Origin of the sequence: Arthrobacter sp. ISL-72 (assembly GCF_018613755.1) — a bacterium.
Lineage (GTDB): Bacteria > Actinomycetota > Actinomycetes > Actinomycetales > Micrococcaceae > Arthrobacter.
Genome location: NZ_JAGGPP010000001.1, coordinates 226,922 through 242,869, shown reverse-complemented (window position 1 = coordinate 242,869; position 15,948 = coordinate 226,922). Strand labels below are relative to the sequence as shown.

The window sequence follows — 15,948 nt, the reverse complement described above, 5'->3', positions numbered from 1 at the left end:
GGCGCCGGCGTTTTTTGCATCACGATGATCGGTGTCTATGTCACTCAGGTTTTTTCCCAACAAAATCACTCCGCGGGCCCTGTGGGCCGCGGTGGCCGCTGCCGCAGCCCTGGTGCTGGTGGCCGTGGCCATCGTGGCGGGCGTCGGGTCGCGGCCCGCTCCGCCCGGCCCGGCCGAGGAAGCGCTGGCTGACATCGCCAAGGCACAGTCGGAGGCCAAAAAGGCGAAGGGCCGCTACGGCTCATTCTGGCTGGCCGGCGGGGACCGCAGCCTGGAGGCCCTGGCGCATCCGCTGCGGACGGAGGGGGTCGCAGACCTCCGCACGATCGAATGCGCCGACGGCTGGGTGGCCGCGGCACGGGTGGGGCAGGAAGTCTATGCGCGGTCCAGCGCGGGGGACCAGGTGGTGCTGGCAGGCTCGGCTGACATTCCGCGGCCCGACTGCGTCACCCCCGAAGCGGTGACCGCCATGCTGGCCGACCTTGGCGCCGGACCGGAGCTGCCGGCGCCGGCAGAGTCAGCGTTCGAGCGTCCGGACGGAGCCTCGGCCTACCGTCCCGGCTACCACCTCACGCCGCGGGAAAACTGGATGAACGATCCCCAGCGGCCCTTCTGGCTGGACGGTCAGTGGCACTACTACTACCTCTACAACTCGGGTTACCCGGAGGAAAACGGCACTGAGTGGTACCACGTCACCAGCACCGACCTGGTGCACTGGAGGGACGAAGGCGTGGCCATCGAGAAGTACAAGAACGGCCTCGGCGACATCGAGACGGGCAGTGCCGTGGTGGATTACGGGAACACCGCCGGGTTCGGCGAGGGCGCCGTCATCGCCGTGATGACGCAGCAGGACGAGGGCGTGCAGCGGCAGTCGCTGTTCTATTCGACGGACAAGGGGTATTCGTTCAAGGCCTACGACGGCAACCCCGTGATGGACAACCCCGGGGAACAGCATTGGCGTGATCCGAAAATCATCCGCGATGAAGCCAACAACCAGTGGGTCATGGCTTTGGCAGAGGGGGAGAAGATCGGCCTGTACGCTTCTTCCAACCTGAAGGAATGGCGCTACCTTTCGGGTTTTGAAGGCAAGGGCCTCGGAATCCTCGAGTGCCCGGAACTCTTCCAGCTCGACGTCGACGGCGACCCGTCCAAACGAACGTGGGTGCTGGCCGCCAGCGCCAACGGGGCAGAGGAAGGCAAGACCACCGGGGTGGCTTACTGGACGGGGACCTGGGACGGGACCCGCTTTGAGCCTGCGCATGCGGAGCACCAGTGGCTGGACGACGGCCCGGACTTTTACGCCGCCGTGACCTGGGACGATCCCCGGCTCACGGAGAGCCAGCGGATGGGCTCGCGCCATGCGATCGCCTGGCTGAACAACTGGAGCTACGCCCGCAAGCTGCCCACGAAGGACTGGCACGGCGGCATGGACACCGTGGTCAGGGACATCCGGCTGAAGACAATCGCCGGAAAGCGCACCCTGGTATCCACCCCCACGGATGCGCTGAAGTCACTCGAAGGTGACACCACTACCGTGGAGGACCGCAAGCTTACCCCCGCCGGCGCCGAGGGGCTGCCTCAGCCCGCGGGCGGTGCGTACCGGCTCGACCTGACGCTCGAACGCGCTGCCGGTGATGAAGGCTCCGAAGCCAAGGTGGAACTGCTGGCCGGGAACGGGGTTTTCGCCACGGTGGGCTATGACTTCGAATCAGAAACAGCGTTCGTGTCACGGGACGGAGCCGCCAGGGAAACCGCCGGACTCGCCCCCGAATACGGCACAGTCCGGCGGGCGGAAACCCCTCCCCGGGACGGCAAGGTCCAGCTGACGGTCTTCGTGGACCACAGCTCCGTTGAGGTCTTCGCCAACGGCGGGGAAAAGACCCTGTCGTCGCTGGTCTTTTCTGCCGGTGATCCAAAGGGGCTGCAGGCATTGAGCAAGGACGGAACGCTGACGCTCAAGTCGTTCAGCTACACCCCGATGGCTGCCACGTCCTGAGCTGCCGGCTCCTGGGCTGCCCGGAGTTCGTCGAGCGTCGGCGGGTTGGCGCCCGGACGGCTGACCGTGATGGCGGCAGCTGCCGATGCCGTCCGGCCGATGGCTTCGAGCACCGCGGGGGCCAAGCCGTCGGCGCCCCGGGTCAGCAGGCCCAGGATCAGCGCGGCCATGTAGGAATCCCCGGCGCCGATGGTGTCCGCCACGGTGGTGGCCACCGACGGGATGGTGAGCTGGGTTCCGCTGGTGGCAAGGAGGGACCCTTCGGCTCCGGCGGTAATCACGGCAAGTCCGGTGCCGAGCTGCAGGATCCGCTCCGCCGTCTGTTCCAGATCCTGCCCCGGGTACAGCCAGCGGGCGTCTTCGTCGCTGAGCTTGACGACGTCGGTCAACGGGACGAGTTCCTCGAAAAGGGACTTTGCCTCGCCGTGGCTGCCGAGCAGTGCCGGCCTGATGTTGGGGTCGTAGGTGATCATGCAATCCCGGTGGGCCTGCTCCAGCAGTGACCGGACGGTGCCCGCACCGGGCGCCAGGAACGTGGCGATTGAGCCGGTGTGCAGGACTTTGGGAAAGTAGGCCGGCACTACCGGCTCCAGCCGCCACTCAATGTCAAAGACGTAGCTGGCCGAACCGTCCGCGGCGATAGTGGCCGTTGCCGAGGCGGTGCGTGCCAGTGACCTGGCGGCCGGCAGCAGCTCGACACCCGCGCCGGCGAGGTGGTCCTCAATCGCCGCCCCGCGGGCGTCGTCGCCGATTGCCGTGAGCAGCCCGGTGCTGACGCCCAGCCTCCCGAGCCCGTACGCGACGTTCGCCGGCGAACCGCCGGGGTGCTCCACGTCGCCGTCGGGACGGCTGACGACGTCGATCAGCGCCTCGCCGACCACAACCACATCGAGGCTGCGGGCGGGGGCGGACAGGGAACCGGGGTTGGACATGGCATCTCTTTCGTGAAGCCGTCCGCGGACCGGTGATCCGGTCCGCGGACGGAGCCTGGTGTAGCTGGAGGGGGTGGAACTGCTGCTTCTGGTGAAGACTGCGCGGTGTAACTGCCGGGTGTAACTGCGCGGTGTAATTGCGCCTTTCAGGCGGTGGCCGCGCCGGTCATGATGGCCACGGCGTCAGTCATGCTGTGCGACTCCGGGGTGATCGTGGCCGCGCACTTGCCGAGGCGCTGGATGTGGATGCGGTCGGCGACGTCGAACACGTGCGGCATATTGTGGCTGATCAGGATGACGGGCAGTCCCCGGTCCCGCAGGTCCCGCACAAGCTGCAGGACCTGGTTGGATTCGCGGACACCGAGTGCCGCCGTCGGCTCGTCCAGGACCACCACCTTGGAACCGAACGCCGCGGCCCGCGCCACCGCCACTGCCTGGCGCTGGCCGCCGGAAAGGTTCTCCACTGGCACCGTCACGTCCTGCAGCGTCGAAATACCCAGCCGCGTCAGCTCCTCCTTGGCCTTGCGGCGCATTCCTTTCGTGTCCAGGACGCGGAAGATCTTCCCCAGCGGCCCGGGCAGGCGTTCCTCCCGGCCCAGGAACAGGTTGGAGGCCACGTCCAGGGCCGGCGAGACCGCCAGGTTCTGGTACACGGTTTCGATGCCGTGCGCCCGGGCATCCTGCGGCCGCTTGAAGTGCACCTGCTGGCCGGACACCGTCAGCTCCCCGGAATCGGGAATCTCCGCGCCGGTCAGGCATTTGATCAGGGTGGACTTGCCGGCGCCGTTGTCGCCGATGATGGCGAGGACCTCGCCGGGGTAGAGGTCCAGGCTGACCCCGTCGAGGCCAACCACCCGGCCGAAGGTCTTGACGAGGTTACGGGCCTGGAGGATCGGCTGGCGGGTTTCCGGTTTGGCGGACTGTACGTCTGTTGCGGTCATGACTTGACCTTTCGGATCCACTGGTCAACCGACACAGCGATGATGATCAGGATGCCCACGGCGAGCGTCTGGTACAGCACGTCCAGGCCTGCCAGGGAGAGGCCGTTGCGGAACACGCCCACGATGAGCGCTCCGAGGAGGGATCCCCAGACGGAACCGCGGCCGCCGAACAGGCTGGTGCCGCCGATCACGACGGCGGTGATGGAGTCCAGGTTCAGGTCGACTCCGGCGTTCGGGCTGGCGGCGTTGGTCCGGCCGATCTGGATCCAGGCGCCGATGGCCAGGACGGCACCGGCGGCGAGGTAGACGCTCATGAGGACGCGGTTGACGGGGATGCCGGCGAGCCGGGCGGCTTCCTTGTCATCGCCCACTGCGTAGACGTGCCGTCCCCAGGCTGTCTTGCCCAGGATGAACGCCATCGCCACGTAGAGCAGCAGCATCATCACCACGCCGGTGGAAATCCGCACCGGGCCCACCGGGAAGGTGCTTCCGGTCCAGGTCAGCAGGTCCGGCATGCTGGAGCCGCGGACGGTGGACCCGCCGGAATACAGCAGGGTCAGGGCGATGAAGATGTTCAGGGTTCCCAGCGTCACGATGAACGGGGGGAGCCTGAACCTTGTCACCAGGAAGCCGTTGAAGGCTCCCGCGGCCAGGCCGATGACGAGCCCGGCCAGCAGGGCCAGCGGCCCGGGGAACCCGTTGCCGACGGCAATCTGGGCCACCACCATGGAGGCAAGGATCATCACGGCGCCCACCGAGAGGTCGATGCCGGCGGTGAGGATGATCAGCGTCTGCGCAATGGCGAGGGTGCCGACGACGGCCACCTGCTGGGTGATCAGCGACAGGTTCTCCACGCGCAGGAAGCGGTCGTTGAGAAGCCCGAAGACGATCACGGCCACGAGCAGGACGATGGCCGGGCTGAGGGCAGGGTAGCGGTGCAGGACGTTGCGGATCCGGCTCAGGGGTGTCCGGCGGTCCAGGAACTCCTCGGCCAGGTCATGCCCGGCGGCGGGCGGTCCCGCGGTTTGCTGCTGCGTCACGGTTGCTCCTGTCATGGTCCCGGCCTACTTGCCCCAGCAGATCTGGGAAGCATCCGCCGTCGAGATGCTCTTGACGCCGGAGGCGGCCTTGTCGGTCACCAGTTCGACGCCGGTGTTGAAGAAGTCCAGGCCTTCGGAGTTGGACGGCTTGTTGCCGGTCTTGGCCAGGTCCACGATGGCCTTCACGCCTAGTTCGGCCATCTTGACCGGGTACTGCTGGGCAGTGGCGCCGATGATACCGGACTTGACGTTGTTGACGCCCGTGCAGCCGCCGTCGACCGAAACCACCAGCACGTCCTTTTCCTTGCCGGCGGACTTCAGGGCTTCATAGGCGCCGGCCGCTGCGGGCTCGTTGATGGTGTAGACGACATTGATGTTCGGGTTCTTGGACAGCAGCGTCTCCATCCCGGTACGGCCGCCGTCTTCGGCGCCCTGTGACGCCTGGCTGCCGACGATTTCGTAGTCGCCGCCCTTGCCGCCCGTGTACTTTCCGGTCTTGGCCTCGTCGCCGTTCTTCTTCTTGTCCGCGGTGTCGATGCCGAGTCCGGTGAGGAAGCCCTGGTCCCGGTTGTAATCCACCGAAACGACCTTGTCGTCGAACAGATCCAGCAGCGCAATGGTGGCTTTCTTGCCTTCCAGCTGCGCCGCGGTCCACTGGCCGATGAGCTTGCCGGCCTCGAAGTTGTCCGTGGCGAAGGTGATGTCCACGGCGTCGGCGGGGTCCGGCGGGGTGTCCAGCGCGATGACAAAGAGGCCGGCGTCGCGGGCCTTCTTGAGGGCGTCGACGACGGAGGGGCCGTTGGGCGTGATCAGGATGCCTTTGTCGCCCTTGGAGATGGCGTTTTCGATCGCCTGGATCTGGGTGTCCTCGTCGCCGTCGGCCTTTCCGGCAGCCAGCTTGAGGTCCACGCCGTCGGCCTCGGCGGCCTTCTTGGCGCCGTCCTGCATGGATACGAAGAACGGGTTGGACGTCGTCTTGACGATGAGCGAGACGCCGATCTTCTCATCTGACGCGCCGGTGGAGCCAGCGGAAGTGGAGTTATTCCCGCCGCAGGCCGTCAGGCTGAGACTGCCGAGCGTCAGGACGGCGCCGAGGGCGAGCACGCGGGTTGCGAGGGTCCGTGGGGCTGTGGAACTCAACATTGAATCTCCTGTATCCGTGAGGCGCTAGTTGCGCCTGACAACGATGTCATCCATCATGTAACCAACGTCACAGGGTAGAGTCAAGGGAAATATCGATAATGAAGGACGAGGTTTGACAACGATGTCTAATCGTTACCAATCCGAGGTCGCCGCGGGGAGGCCCACCATGCGCCACGTGGCGGCGCTCGCCGGCGTGGGCATCAAGACGGTGTCGCGGGTCATGAACGACGAACCGGGCGTATCCGAGGCCACCCGGCTCCGGGTCCTCGGCGCCTCGCAGCAGCTGAACTACCAGCTGGACATGGCCGCGGGCAGCCTGCGGCGGACGGGCCGGCAGACGCAGAGCATCGGATTGCTCCTGCCGAGCGTGTCCAACCCGTTCAGCGGCGAAATCCACCGCGCGCTGGAAGACGCCCTGGCCGTACGGGGAATCGCGGTGTTCGCTGCGAGCCTTGATGACGATCCCCAGCGGGAGAAGGCGCTGGTGGCGGCCTTCCTGGGCCGCAGGGTGGATGGCCTGGTGCTGACGCCGATTGCCAAAAGTCAGGCGTACGTTATCCCCGAGCACTCGCGCGAGCTCCCCATGGTCTTCATTGACCGCGAACCCGTGGGGATCGACGCGGACGCCGTGGTGACGGACAACGCCGTCGGCGGCGCGAAGGCGGCGGCCCATCTGCTGGCACACGGCCACCGGAAGCTTGCCTACCTGGGCGACCGCGTCGAAATCCAGACCGCCAGGGAGCGGCGGCGGGGGTTCCTGGAGGAACTGGCAGCGGCGGGGGTCGCGACGTCGGCCGTTCCCGTCCGTGAAGGGCTGCACGACGAGGACTCGGCGAGGCTGGCTGCCCTGGAGCTGCTGACCTCCGACGACCCGCCCACGGCCATCTTTTCCAGCCAGAACCTGGTCACCTTCGGGGTGATGCGGGCGCTCAAGGAGCTGAACGCCAGCAAACACGTGGCCCTCGTCGGGTTCGATGACTTCACCCTGGCGGACATGATGGAGCCCGGAATCACAGTCATTGCCCAGCATCCCGAGCGGATCGGCAAGCGCGCGGCAGAGCGGCTGCTGGCCCGCATCGACGGCGACAGGACAGCCCCTGCAACATACGTGGTGCCCTCGGAACTCATCCAGCGGGGGTCCGGGGAGCTGCCGCCGGCGTGACAGCCAGCAAAGCTTCAAAGACCCCTGCCCGACCATCCCTCCGCAAAACACATCCTGGAAAGGGAACACCATGACCAAAACCCTGTACGCAGAATTCACCGTCAAGCCCGGCAGCGAAGCCCGGGTTGCGGAAATGATGCGCGAGCTCACCGAGCACGTGCGCCGTGAGCCGGGGAACCAGCTGTTCCTCCCGTACGCCCGGGAAAGCAACCCGCGTGAGTACTTTGTCTTCGAGGTTTACGACGACGACGCCGCCTTCCAGGAGCACATCAGCGCGGATTACGGGGCACGGTTTAACGGCGAACTGGCCGGTCACATCGAGGAGGACGGCTCGGTCCTGACCTGGCTCCGGCCCGTCGGCTGACAGGCTGCCCGACCGGCAACGGACGGGACGCATTGCCGGAAACGGCCGGACTGCCTAGCGTCGTATCCATGGCACGATTTCCGGCGATGTCCGGCCGGACCTATCCGGCGGGCGTCCCGTCCTGGGTCGACACCGAGCAGCCCGATGTGGACGCTGCCATCCATTTCTATGGCGGGCTCTTCGGCTGGGAATTCGAAGAAGCGCTTGCCCCCGGTTCCGGCGGCCGGTACGCCGTGGCCAAACTCGACGGCAACGAGGTGGGTGCGATCGGCAGTCCAGGCACCGGGCCTGCCGCCTGGAATACCTATGCGGCGGTCGATGACGCCGATGCCGCTGTTCGGCATCTCATCTCGCTCGGCGCGGCCCTCCAATCGGTGCAGGCCGACAGCGGCGCCGGCGGCGTGCGGGCGTCCCTGACCGATCCCGGGGGTGCCGGTTTCCGCCTTTGGCAGGCAGGGGCGCGACCGGGTTCCCAGACGGTCAACATTCCGGGCAGCTGGAATTTCAGTGACCTGCACACGGCGGACATCTCCGCGGCTACCGGTTTTTACGCTGCGGCATTCGATTGGCAGTTCGATGACCTGGATTACGGGACGATGATCCGCAGGCCGGGCTACGGCGACCACTTGGAGGCCACCGTGGACCCTGATATCAGGGTCCGGCAGGCCGGCGATTTCACTCCCGCCGGCTTTGAGGATGCGGTCGGCTGGGTCATGCCGGCGGATCCCGGGGAACCGGTGCACTGGCATGTCTCGTTCACGGTGACTGACCGGGACCAGGTGGTGGACCTGGCGGTGCGCCTCGGCGCCACGGTCCTTCGGCAATACGAAACCGGGTGGACACGCGCTGCCCTGGTCCGCGACCCCGGGGGAGCAGAGTTCACAGCCAGCCAGTTCACGCCGCCGTCAAGCTGATCCGGGCCGTCAAGCTGATCCGGCTGATCGGGCTTAACGGTGGGCGGGCCTGACGGTTGGGGGCGGGCCTGTCGAAATCCGCTGCGCGGTTTTCGACAGGCCCCACTGACCCGTCCTTACCCGGTGAACATTGCCTTGCCCAGCGGCGTGACCGTCAGCGACTTGATGCTGGCCGTGCCGCCTTCGGCAAACAAGGCCACTTGGCGCGCGCCGGCAGCCGGGAAGACCTGGTCCGTGATGGTGCGCAGCCCGTTTTGGGCGAAGACCTCCACGGACGCGCGGTCAACATACACCCGCAGAGTCACGTTCCCGTTGGCGTCCACGTTTACCGGGGCCGAGTCCACAGAGGTGAATAACGGGTGGAATCCGGTGTTTCCGGAGTTGCTCCGGTCCACGTAGACCTCCCCTGTCGCTGCGTTGTAGCCGATCGTGGTGGACGCTGTCCCGTCGCCGAGGACCGTGATGCCCGACTTCGCCGCTGTCCCCGGCGCAAACGTCACATCGATCCGCTGGACATCGCCCCATGCTGGGGCCGGAAGCGGGTGGACGCCGGGCGCAATGCTGCGGGCTTTCTTCTCGCTGTAGGAAGCCTTGGCGGCCAGCTTGTCCACCTGGGCTGCGGCAATCTGGGTGAGTCTGGGGCCGTCCGCTGTTTGCGTCAGGCCGACTTCCCGCGGCAGCGACATGGCACTGCGCCAGGGGGAGGTGGGGATGAGGTTGGCGTAGTCCCAGTTGTTCATCCATCCCAGCATGACGCGCTTGTCCTGGGGCATGTTGCCGAAGGACACCGAGGCGTAGTAGTCGCGGCCGTAGTCCAGCCAGTCGTAGCCCTGCAGCGGGGGCTTGGCCGGTGCCGCCGAGGCTACGAATTCGTCGGCGAGGATGTGCCCCCAGCCGAAGCGGTTGTTATCAACGATCCGGATGCTGGCCTGCCGCCCCCTGAACTCCGAGACGTTCCAGGAGGCCCAGTCCAGGACCTCGCTGTTGGCGCCCGTAGCGGAGCGGACCACTTGCCCGTCCACCAACAGGTTGACGGTGGTTTCGTCGGACCGGGGAACGGCGGCCTGGTCCGTCAGCATGACGTGGTCCAGCGTGAGGTGTCCTCAGCCGCCGGCTGCCTGGTCCACGATCCTCAGCTGGGCATTCTGTCCGGCGAACTCAGCGACATCCCAGCCCTTCCAGTTGAGGGCTCCGGCGTTGTCTCCGGCGAGGGTCCTGACAACGTTGCCGTCCACCAGGAGCTGGACTTCAAGGACTTCCTTTGAGCCGGCGTCGCGTTGCCCGCCGCCCACGAGCATGCTCATGAATCCCCGCGTGAGAGTGAACTCAGGGGATGTCAAAGTTCCCTGCCGCTCATCGGAGGGAGCTCCGCCTGTTTCGAAGGTGTTGATCCGCTTGGCCCCGATGAAGTAGTCGCCGCCTGCCGTGGCAGGCTGGAACACGGGTGCCAGGTCGGCTGTCCCGGTCCAGCCGGCGTCGGACAGGGTGCTCCCGTCGGGAACCTCGAAGCCATTGAACAGCAGCTCTCCCGCCGGGGGCGTATTGTCCAGCTTGTCCGAGACCCGCGGGTGCTGTCCGCCGCCGACGAGGAAGTTGAGGTAATCGCTGCTGACCGTGAAGTCCGGTGAGCTCGCGGAGCCCAGCGGCCAATCGCCGTCGTTGAACGAATTGACCAGGCCGGCGCCGGCATGGCCGACGACCTGGTTCTGCCCGGGGAGCGTTCCCGACGCCGGTGCGTCACCGAACGGGCCGTTCTTCCAGTTGCCGGGTTCGTTGTTGACCGTCCAGCCGCCGTAGCTGCCGTCGTTGAAGCCCGCCAGCGGGGTTCCGGCCGGGAGGGAGTCCACCGGGTCCGTGGTGTCCGAGGTGAACGTGGTGCCGTCGAAGTCGCCGACGAAGTACTGGCCCGCCGAGCCCCCCGCCACGCCGCCGGGGTTGATGTTGACAACCATGACCCACTTGACGTCCGGGTTGCCGTCGACTGCCAGGGGGAAGAGGTCGGGGCATTCCCAGAGGCCTCCTGTTGCGTTGGCCGGCCCGAATTCACTGAGCTGGGTCCAGTCCTTGAGGTTGCCTGATTTGTACAGGACCACCTTGTGCTCAGTGGCCTCCACCGCGGTCATCACCCAGTAGCCCCCGCCGGGGGTGTCGTACCAGAAGACTTTGGGGTCTCGGAAGTCTGCTGAGTTGCGGTTCAGGACGGGATTCCGGGCGTACTTGGTCCAGGTCTGGCCCTGGTCCAGGCTGTAGGCCAGGGACTGCGCCTGCAGGCCGTGGTAGGGGGACGATGCCTTGTAGGCGCTGGTGAAAATGGCCACCAGGGGAGGATTTTCGGTGGTGCCGAAGCCGGAGGAATTGTTCTTGTCCACCACGACGCTTCCGGAGAAGATGTCCTGCTGGTCATCAGTGGGGATGGCCAGCGGCTGCTCCTTCCAGTGGACCAGGTCCGTGGATGTCGCGTGGCCCCAGGACATGTTGCCCCAGGTGTTTCCGGACGGGTTGTGCTGGTAATACAGGTGGTAGACGCCCTTGTAGAAGACCATTCCGTTGGGATCGTTCATCCAGTTCTTCTCCGGCGAGAAGTGGAACGCCGGCCGATACTGTTCTTCCCCCTGCGTGGTGTCGGCTCCGGCGGGGATGGCCCCGGCCAGGGCACTGCCGAGGGCCAGCCCGGCCAATGCCACGGCTGTCACCGTCCGCAGGCTAATGGTTCGTGATTTGTGCATAGTGCGAGCTCGCCCTTCATCGCGCGTGCCTTTCCTGAAAAAGACAACGTTGTCAGTGCACGGAACGCTAAATTAAGTCCACGAGACAAGTCAACGGTGCGGGACGGGATTGGCCGCCTCATCCTACGGGGGGCTTGCCCTTGGATGGCCTCAGTCCTGCACGTACCCTTGGTCGGTCGCGCCGATCCGGTACGAGCCGAGGAACGTGGCGATCCTGCGCACGGCTTCCTCAATGTCCTCGACGGCCGGAAGGATGACAAAGCGGAAGTGGTCCGGCCGGGGCCAGTTGAACGCCGAGCCGTGTGACACCAGGATCTTCTGTTCCTTCAACAGGTCCAGGACGAACTGTTCGTCGCTTCTGAACGGGTAAAGCTCCGGGTCAAGGCGCGGGAACAGGTACATGGCGCCGGCCGCCGGGACGCACGTGACGCCGGGAATGGCAGTCAGCAGCTCGAACGCGCGGTCGCGCTGCTCGCGCAGCCTGCCGCCAGGCCGGATCAGCGCCTCAATGCTTTGGTAACCGCCAAGGCAGGTCTGGATCGCATGCTGTGCCGGCACGTTGGGGCACAGGCGGAGGGAGGCCAGCAGCTCGAGCCCTTCCCGGTATGCCTGCGTCGCGGCGCGCGGGCCGGTGACGGCCACCCAGCCCGCACGGTAGCCCGGCATCCGGTAGGCCTTGGACAGCCCGCTGAAGGTGAGGCAGCAAACGTCTTCGGCCACCGACGCCGTATGGATGTGCTCGGCGTCCTCGTACCGGATCTTTTCGTAGATTTCATCTGAGAACAGCACCAGGCGGTGCTTGCGCGCCAGCTCGGCAAACTGCTCCAGGATGTGGCGGGGGTAGACGGCCCCCGTGGGATTGTTCGGGTTGATGATCACGATTGCCTTGGTGCGCTTGGTGATCTTTGCTTCGACGTCGGCCATGTCCGGCCACCACTGCTCATCCTCGTCGCACAAGTAGTGCACGGGCTTGCCGCCCGTCAGCGTCACGGCGGCCGTCCAGAGCGGGTAGTCGGGGGCCGGAATGAGGACTTCGTCGCCATTTTCCATAAACGCCTGCAGGCACATGGAAATGAGCTCACTCACGCCGTTGCCGATGAAGATGTCCTCGACGCCGATCTGCATCAGGCCCCGGGTCTGGTAGTACTGCGAAATGGCTGTGCGGGCCGAGAAGATGCCTTTGGAATCGCTGTAGCCCTGCGCGCCGCGCAAGTGGTGGATCATGTCCACCACCACGGACTCGGGCGCCTCCAGCCCGAAGGGTGCGGTGTCGCCAAGGTTCATCTTGAGGATCCGGTGGCCTTCGGCTTCCATCTCCTTTGCCGCCTGGAGGATAGGGCCGCGGAGTTCGTAACGGACATTTTGGAGTTTGCTGGAGTGCTGCATCGGACGCATGCTTGATCTTTTCACAGCGCCCGCGTGCTCAGCTGTTCTGGTGGAGCGCTTTCGCCAGGAGGCCCAGGACTTCGTCGTCCACTTCCTCCACTGAGCCCAGCCGCACCTTGCGGTCGAAGAAGTCGCCTTCGCGCGCTTTGACGGCGCTCAGCCGCCCCTCGGCCAGGGCGTCCAGCCGAAGCGTGACGTCCACCAGTCGACGTCGTGGCCGGACTTGTGCATCAGCAGCGCCCGGTTGTTGTCCACCATGCTCTGCCAGGTCTTCGCGGCGTTCTTCAGATCGGTCGGTGTGCCCATGCCCTGATCCTAATGCTGCCCGCCGGGAGGTCCCCGGAAAAGAATTTCGGGAACCGCGTAACTTTTCCGGAACCCTCAGCGATGTAAGGGGAGTGCGGACCGCGTCCGCACTTGAAGGCCGGATCGTACCTGGCCGTTACTGACACTGTTGTATACGTTTTCGGAGGGTTCCATGTCCTTTTTCACTGTTTTGGCCACCAGTAAAGTTGCTGCCGGCGCATTGGCAGCAGGCACGCTGGCGATCGGCGGCACCGGCGCAGCCGCCTACGCCGGAGCTCTTCCCGCTGATGTCCAGCAGAGCGCTCACGAACTGCTCGGCGCTCCCGCCCCGAAGGTAGGCGGCGTTTCCGAGACCGCCAAGGCCGGTGCCACCGCAGAAGCTTCCGCATCCGCCACCCCGTCCGCTTCCGCCGAAGCCGCTGCTGACGCTGACGGCCAGAAGGCCGACGCCAAAGCTTCGGCAACCCCTGTTGGCCCGGACGCCGCCGGTCCGGCCGCTTACGGCCTGTGCACCGCGTTCATCAACGGCGGCCTCGAAGCCTCCTCGACCGCTTTCAAGTCGCTGGCCGTCGCGGCCGAAGGCGAAGCCAACATCGAAAGCTACTGCGCGGACGTAACTGCCGCAGGCAAGTCAGCCGGCAAGTCCGAGGACCACAAGGTTGAAGGTGCTGTCTCTGCCGACGTCGAGGCCCCGAAGGTCCCGGAAACACCGGAACTGCCCACCCAGGCTGCCGTTCCCGCCGCACCGGAACTCCCCGCCGAGGTCCCCACCGAGCTCCCCACGTCAGTTGGCCGTCAGTAACACAGCCGCCTATGGTTGATCGCGGGACTCCTTCGCTTCGGCAGGAGTCCCGCGGTGCAACAGGCGCCAGTCCGCACCCTTCCGGACCCCGGAGGATGTGACCATGCTGCGCGGAATGGAGGAGCCTGACGGTGCTCGACACTTTGGTAGACGAATATGTACACACGGACGGGACCGACCCCGCCGTGCTGTTCACCCTTCTCTACCGCAAGTTCTCCGGCGCCGTGCTCGGTTACCTGCGGGCCCGGGGAGTGGATGACCCGGAAGCGGTCACCCAGGACGTCTTCCTGGCCTTCTATCCGAAGCTGGACGGCCTGAGCGGCGGGCTGCAGGGTGCCAAGTCGCTCATCTTCTCCATTGCCCACGCGCGGATGGTGGACCACTACCGCCGCAACGAGCGCACTCCGACGCTGAGCCCCTACAAGTCCGACCTTGACGGACGCAGCACAGCATCCGCCGAGGAACTCGCGCTCGCAAACGTGGACGGCGCCGGGGCCCTCCTCGACGGACTAAGCCCGGACCACCAGGAAGTCCTGGCACTCAGGGTGGTTGCGGATCTGTCAGTGGAACAGGCCGCGGAGGTCATGGGGAGAACCCCGGGAGCCGTTAAACAGTTGTATCGACGGGCGCTCAGCGCCCTCAGGGATCGCGCCTCAATAGGAAGCCAGGCACATCATGAGTGACACCTCCTCATCGCGGAACCAGCGGATCATCGACGAACTGCTGGCCGACGCCGGCATGGACAACGCCGGCATGGCCGACGCCGCAGTGCTTGGCCCCGTCCTACTGGAACTGCGTTCCCTGGCAGCCGACAGCCCGCGGCCGTCCGCCGAGGTGGAAGCCCTGATGGCATCATCCGCTGCACTTTCGCGAGTCCCCGCGGCCGCCGCGGCACCCGCCGTCGATGAACTGGCTGCCCGACGTCGGCGCAAACGCCGCATGCCGCTCACCGCCCTTTCCGTGGCGGCAGCCCTGGCCGCCGGCGGTGCCGCCGCCGCAGCTTCGGACGGCAATTTCCGCCAGACGATGGGAAACGTCGGACATGCGGTGACCCTCTTCGTCGGGACCATGACCCCGGGCCACGGTGGAAAGACTGCCGGTCAACCTGCGCAGGAACCGGGCACCCCGGTGCCCGGTTCGCCCACTCCGACACCCGCCACACCGGCGCCCGCTCCTGCAGACGGCGGATCCGCAACCGGCAGCCAAGGTGACCAGGGAGCGACGCACGGCTCCGGCACGCCTTCACCGGGAACGCCCCGCACGCCCGCGCTTAACCTGCCGGCGAAGGCTGATCCCCGGAACCCGGGAACTGTTCCGGGAACCGGCCAGGCGCCTGCCGGGAAGCCGCTTCCGACTGCCCCGGCAAGCCCGGATCCGTCCGGGCTGATCGGCACCCCGCCCGTGGAGCTGCCGGGGCCGGAAGTGCCGAGCCCTTCCCCGAACCGCTAATCCCTCGCCCGATCAGGTCGCGCCTCAAATGCTTGAGTAGCCAGAGGGCCAATATCCGGACAGTCAGTAGCCGCCACCGGTGGCCGCGGTCTTGACCATCTCGCCTTCGGGACTCACGAGGTACCAGACGTCGTTGACGCCCTGGCCGGTGATGTCCCCGGCGGCCTTGTCCTTGACGTAGTAGTACACTGGCAGCCCGTTGACGGTCACCTGTTTTTTGCCCTCAGGCGTCGGGATCGTGCCCACGGTGCCGGTCACCCCGTCAACTTCCGGCGAGTCCGATTCCGTGAGGACGGGCGGCCACGCGGCGATGCACTGGCCGGTGCATGCACTGGTGCCGGAGTCCTTTGCGTCCTTTGTGAAGAAATAGACGCTCATGCCCTTGGCGTCCACCACGATCCGGCCCGCGGCCGATTCCGCCGTCTTGACTTCGGCAGTGCCGGCAGGGACCGGGGAAGACGCAGGTGCGGACGCCGACGTCGGACTTTCCGCTGTGGTGGGTGTGGTGGTTCCGGTGCCGCCGCCACAGCCGGTGAGAACCGTTGCCAGCGCCACAGCGGACAGTCCCAGGCCCAATTGCTTTTTCATGTCCAGCTCCTTGGATGAGTGCCGGCCAAACGGTGCGGCCCGGCTAACCGGTACGACGCGCCTGGGCGGAGAATGGTTCAAAGCGGCGGAGTACTGGATCGGCGCCTCAGTGAATTGGCCATGCACTGAATCAGCGCCGCAGCGAATCGGCGCCGCACTGAACCGTTTGGTCCGCCGCGGCGTCGTAACGGGGGTACGG

Annotated in this window: 17 protein-coding genes; 7 read left to right on the top strand and 10 right to left on the bottom strand. The window is 66.3% G+C overall.

Features of this window, described 5'->3' with window-relative positions; genetic code table 11:
* Nucleotides 1-37 precede the first annotated feature (37 nt).
* The gene (locus J7I92_RS01175; RefSeq protein ID WP_214836182.1) at nt 38-1,996 is read left to right on the top strand and encodes a glycoside hydrolase family 32 protein; all 1,959 of its coding nucleotides are present in this window, start codon (nt 38-40) and stop codon (nt 1,994-1,996) included.
* Here the strand turns inward: J7I92_RS01175 and J7I92_RS01170 are convergent.
* From J7I92_RS01170 to J7I92_RS01155, 4 genes are all read right to left on the bottom strand, one after another.
* Nucleotides 1,969-2,928, bottom strand: a complete 960-nt coding sequence (locus J7I92_RS01170; protein ID WP_214836180.1) for a carbohydrate kinase — start codon at nt 2,926-2,928, stop codon at nt 1,969-1,971. The two genes, J7I92_RS01175 and J7I92_RS01170, sit on opposite strands and share 28 nt — an antisense overlap.
* A 146-nt stretch (nt 2,929-3,074) precedes the next feature.
* Nucleotides 3,075-3,869, bottom strand: coding sequence for an ATP-binding cassette domain-containing protein (locus tag J7I92_RS01165; RefSeq protein WP_214836176.1), 795 nt, complete (start codon nt 3,867-3,869; stop codon nt 3,075-3,077).
* Nucleotides 3,866-4,909: an ABC transporter permease gene (locus J7I92_RS01160; protein ID WP_214836174.1), complete on the bottom strand. Its 1,044-nt coding sequence runs from the start codon at nt 4,907-4,909 to the stop codon at nt 3,866-3,868. Before J7I92_RS01160 ends, J7I92_RS01165 begins: the two co-directional genes overlap by 4 nt.
* A 24-nt stretch (nt 4,910-4,933) precedes the next feature.
* Nucleotides 4,934-6,052, bottom strand: a complete 1,119-nt coding sequence (locus tag J7I92_RS01155; RefSeq protein ID WP_214836171.1) for a substrate-binding domain-containing protein — start codon at nt 6,050-6,052, stop codon at nt 4,934-4,936.
* Between the two features lie 166 nt (nt 6,053-6,218).
* Here J7I92_RS01155 and J7I92_RS01150 point away from each other — a divergent pair, with 166 nt between their 5' ends.
* The 3 genes from J7I92_RS01150 to J7I92_RS01140 all read left to right on the top strand — a co-directional run bounded on the left by J7I92_RS01150 (nt 6,219) and on the right by J7I92_RS01140 (nt 8,492).
* A complete protein-coding gene (locus J7I92_RS01150; RefSeq protein WP_214836483.1) occupies nt 6,219-7,214 on the top strand; it encodes a LacI family DNA-binding transcriptional regulator in 996 nt (331 codons plus the stop codon).
* Nucleotides 7,215-7,284: 70 nt separating this feature from the next.
* Nucleotides 7,285-7,578, top strand: coding sequence for a putative quinol monooxygenase (locus J7I92_RS01145; protein ID WP_214836169.1), 294 nt, complete (start codon nt 7,285-7,287; stop codon nt 7,576-7,578).
* A gap of 68 nt (nt 7,579-7,646) precedes the next feature.
* Nucleotides 7,647-8,492, top strand: coding sequence for a VOC family protein (locus J7I92_RS01140; protein WP_251039295.1), 846 nt, complete (start codon nt 7,647-7,649; stop codon nt 8,490-8,492).
* 116 nt (nt 8,493-8,608) lie between these two features.
* Here the strand turns inward: J7I92_RS01140 and J7I92_RS24295 are convergent, their stop codons facing one another.
* From J7I92_RS24295 to J7I92_RS01120, 5 genes are all read right to left on the bottom strand, one after another.
* Entirely contained in the window at nt 8,609-9,571 is a 963-nt protein-coding gene (locus J7I92_RS24295) for a GH32 C-terminal domain-containing protein (RefSeq protein WP_311380003.1), read from the bottom strand.
* A gap of 24 nt (nt 9,572-9,595) precedes the next feature.
* A complete protein-coding gene (locus tag J7I92_RS24290) occupies nt 9,596-11,185 on the bottom strand; it encodes a glycoside hydrolase family 32 protein (protein WP_311380001.1) in 1,590 nt (529 codons plus the stop codon).
* A 183-nt stretch (nt 11,186-11,368) separates the two neighbouring features.
* Complete coding sequence (locus J7I92_RS01130; protein WP_214836166.1) at nt 11,369-12,613, bottom strand: pyridoxal phosphate-dependent aminotransferase; 1,245 nt, start codon at nt 12,611-12,613, stop codon at nt 11,369-11,371.
* A 28-nt stretch (nt 12,614-12,641) separates the two neighbouring features.
* Nucleotides 12,642-12,806 carry a hypothetical protein gene (locus tag J7I92_RS01125; protein ID WP_214836163.1) on the bottom strand — a complete coding sequence of 55 codons (165 nt, stop codon included), beginning with the start codon at nt 12,804-12,806 and terminating at the stop codon, nt 12,642-12,644.
* The gene (locus J7I92_RS01120; protein WP_214836160.1) at nt 12,761-12,910 is read right to left on the bottom strand and encodes a hypothetical protein; all 150 of its coding nucleotides are present in this window, start codon (nt 12,908-12,910) and stop codon (nt 12,761-12,763) included. Before J7I92_RS01120 ends, J7I92_RS01125 begins: the two co-directional genes overlap by 46 nt.
* A 172-nt stretch (nt 12,911-13,082) precedes the next feature.
* Here J7I92_RS01120 and J7I92_RS01115 point away from each other — a divergent pair, with 172 nt between their 5' ends.
* The 3 genes from J7I92_RS01115 (at nt 13,083) to J7I92_RS01105 (ending at nt 15,161) form a co-directional block, all read left to right on the top strand.
* Entirely contained in the window at nt 13,083-13,712 is a 630-nt protein-coding gene (locus J7I92_RS01115) for a protein tyrosine phosphatase (protein ID WP_214836157.1), read from the top strand.
* Between the two features lie 131 nt (nt 13,713-13,843).
* The gene (locus J7I92_RS01110) at nt 13,844-14,395 is read left to right on the top strand and encodes an RNA polymerase sigma factor (RefSeq protein WP_214836154.1); all 552 of its coding nucleotides are present in this window, start codon (nt 13,844-13,846) and stop codon (nt 14,393-14,395) included.
* On the top strand, nt 14,388-15,161 hold the full coding sequence (locus J7I92_RS01105) for a hypothetical protein (protein WP_214836150.1): 774 nt from the start codon (nt 14,388-14,390) through the stop codon (nt 15,159-15,161). Before J7I92_RS01110 ends, J7I92_RS01105 begins: the two co-directional genes overlap by 8 nt.
* 63 nt (nt 15,162-15,224) lie before the next feature.
* Here J7I92_RS01105 and J7I92_RS01100 read toward each other — a convergent pair whose 3' ends face one another.
* Nucleotides 15,225-15,749 (bottom strand): hypothetical protein, encoded by a 525-nt coding sequence (locus J7I92_RS01100; protein WP_214836147.1) that lies wholly within the window; start codon nt 15,747-15,749, stop codon nt 15,225-15,227.
* Nucleotides 15,750-15,948 lie beyond the last annotated feature (199 nt).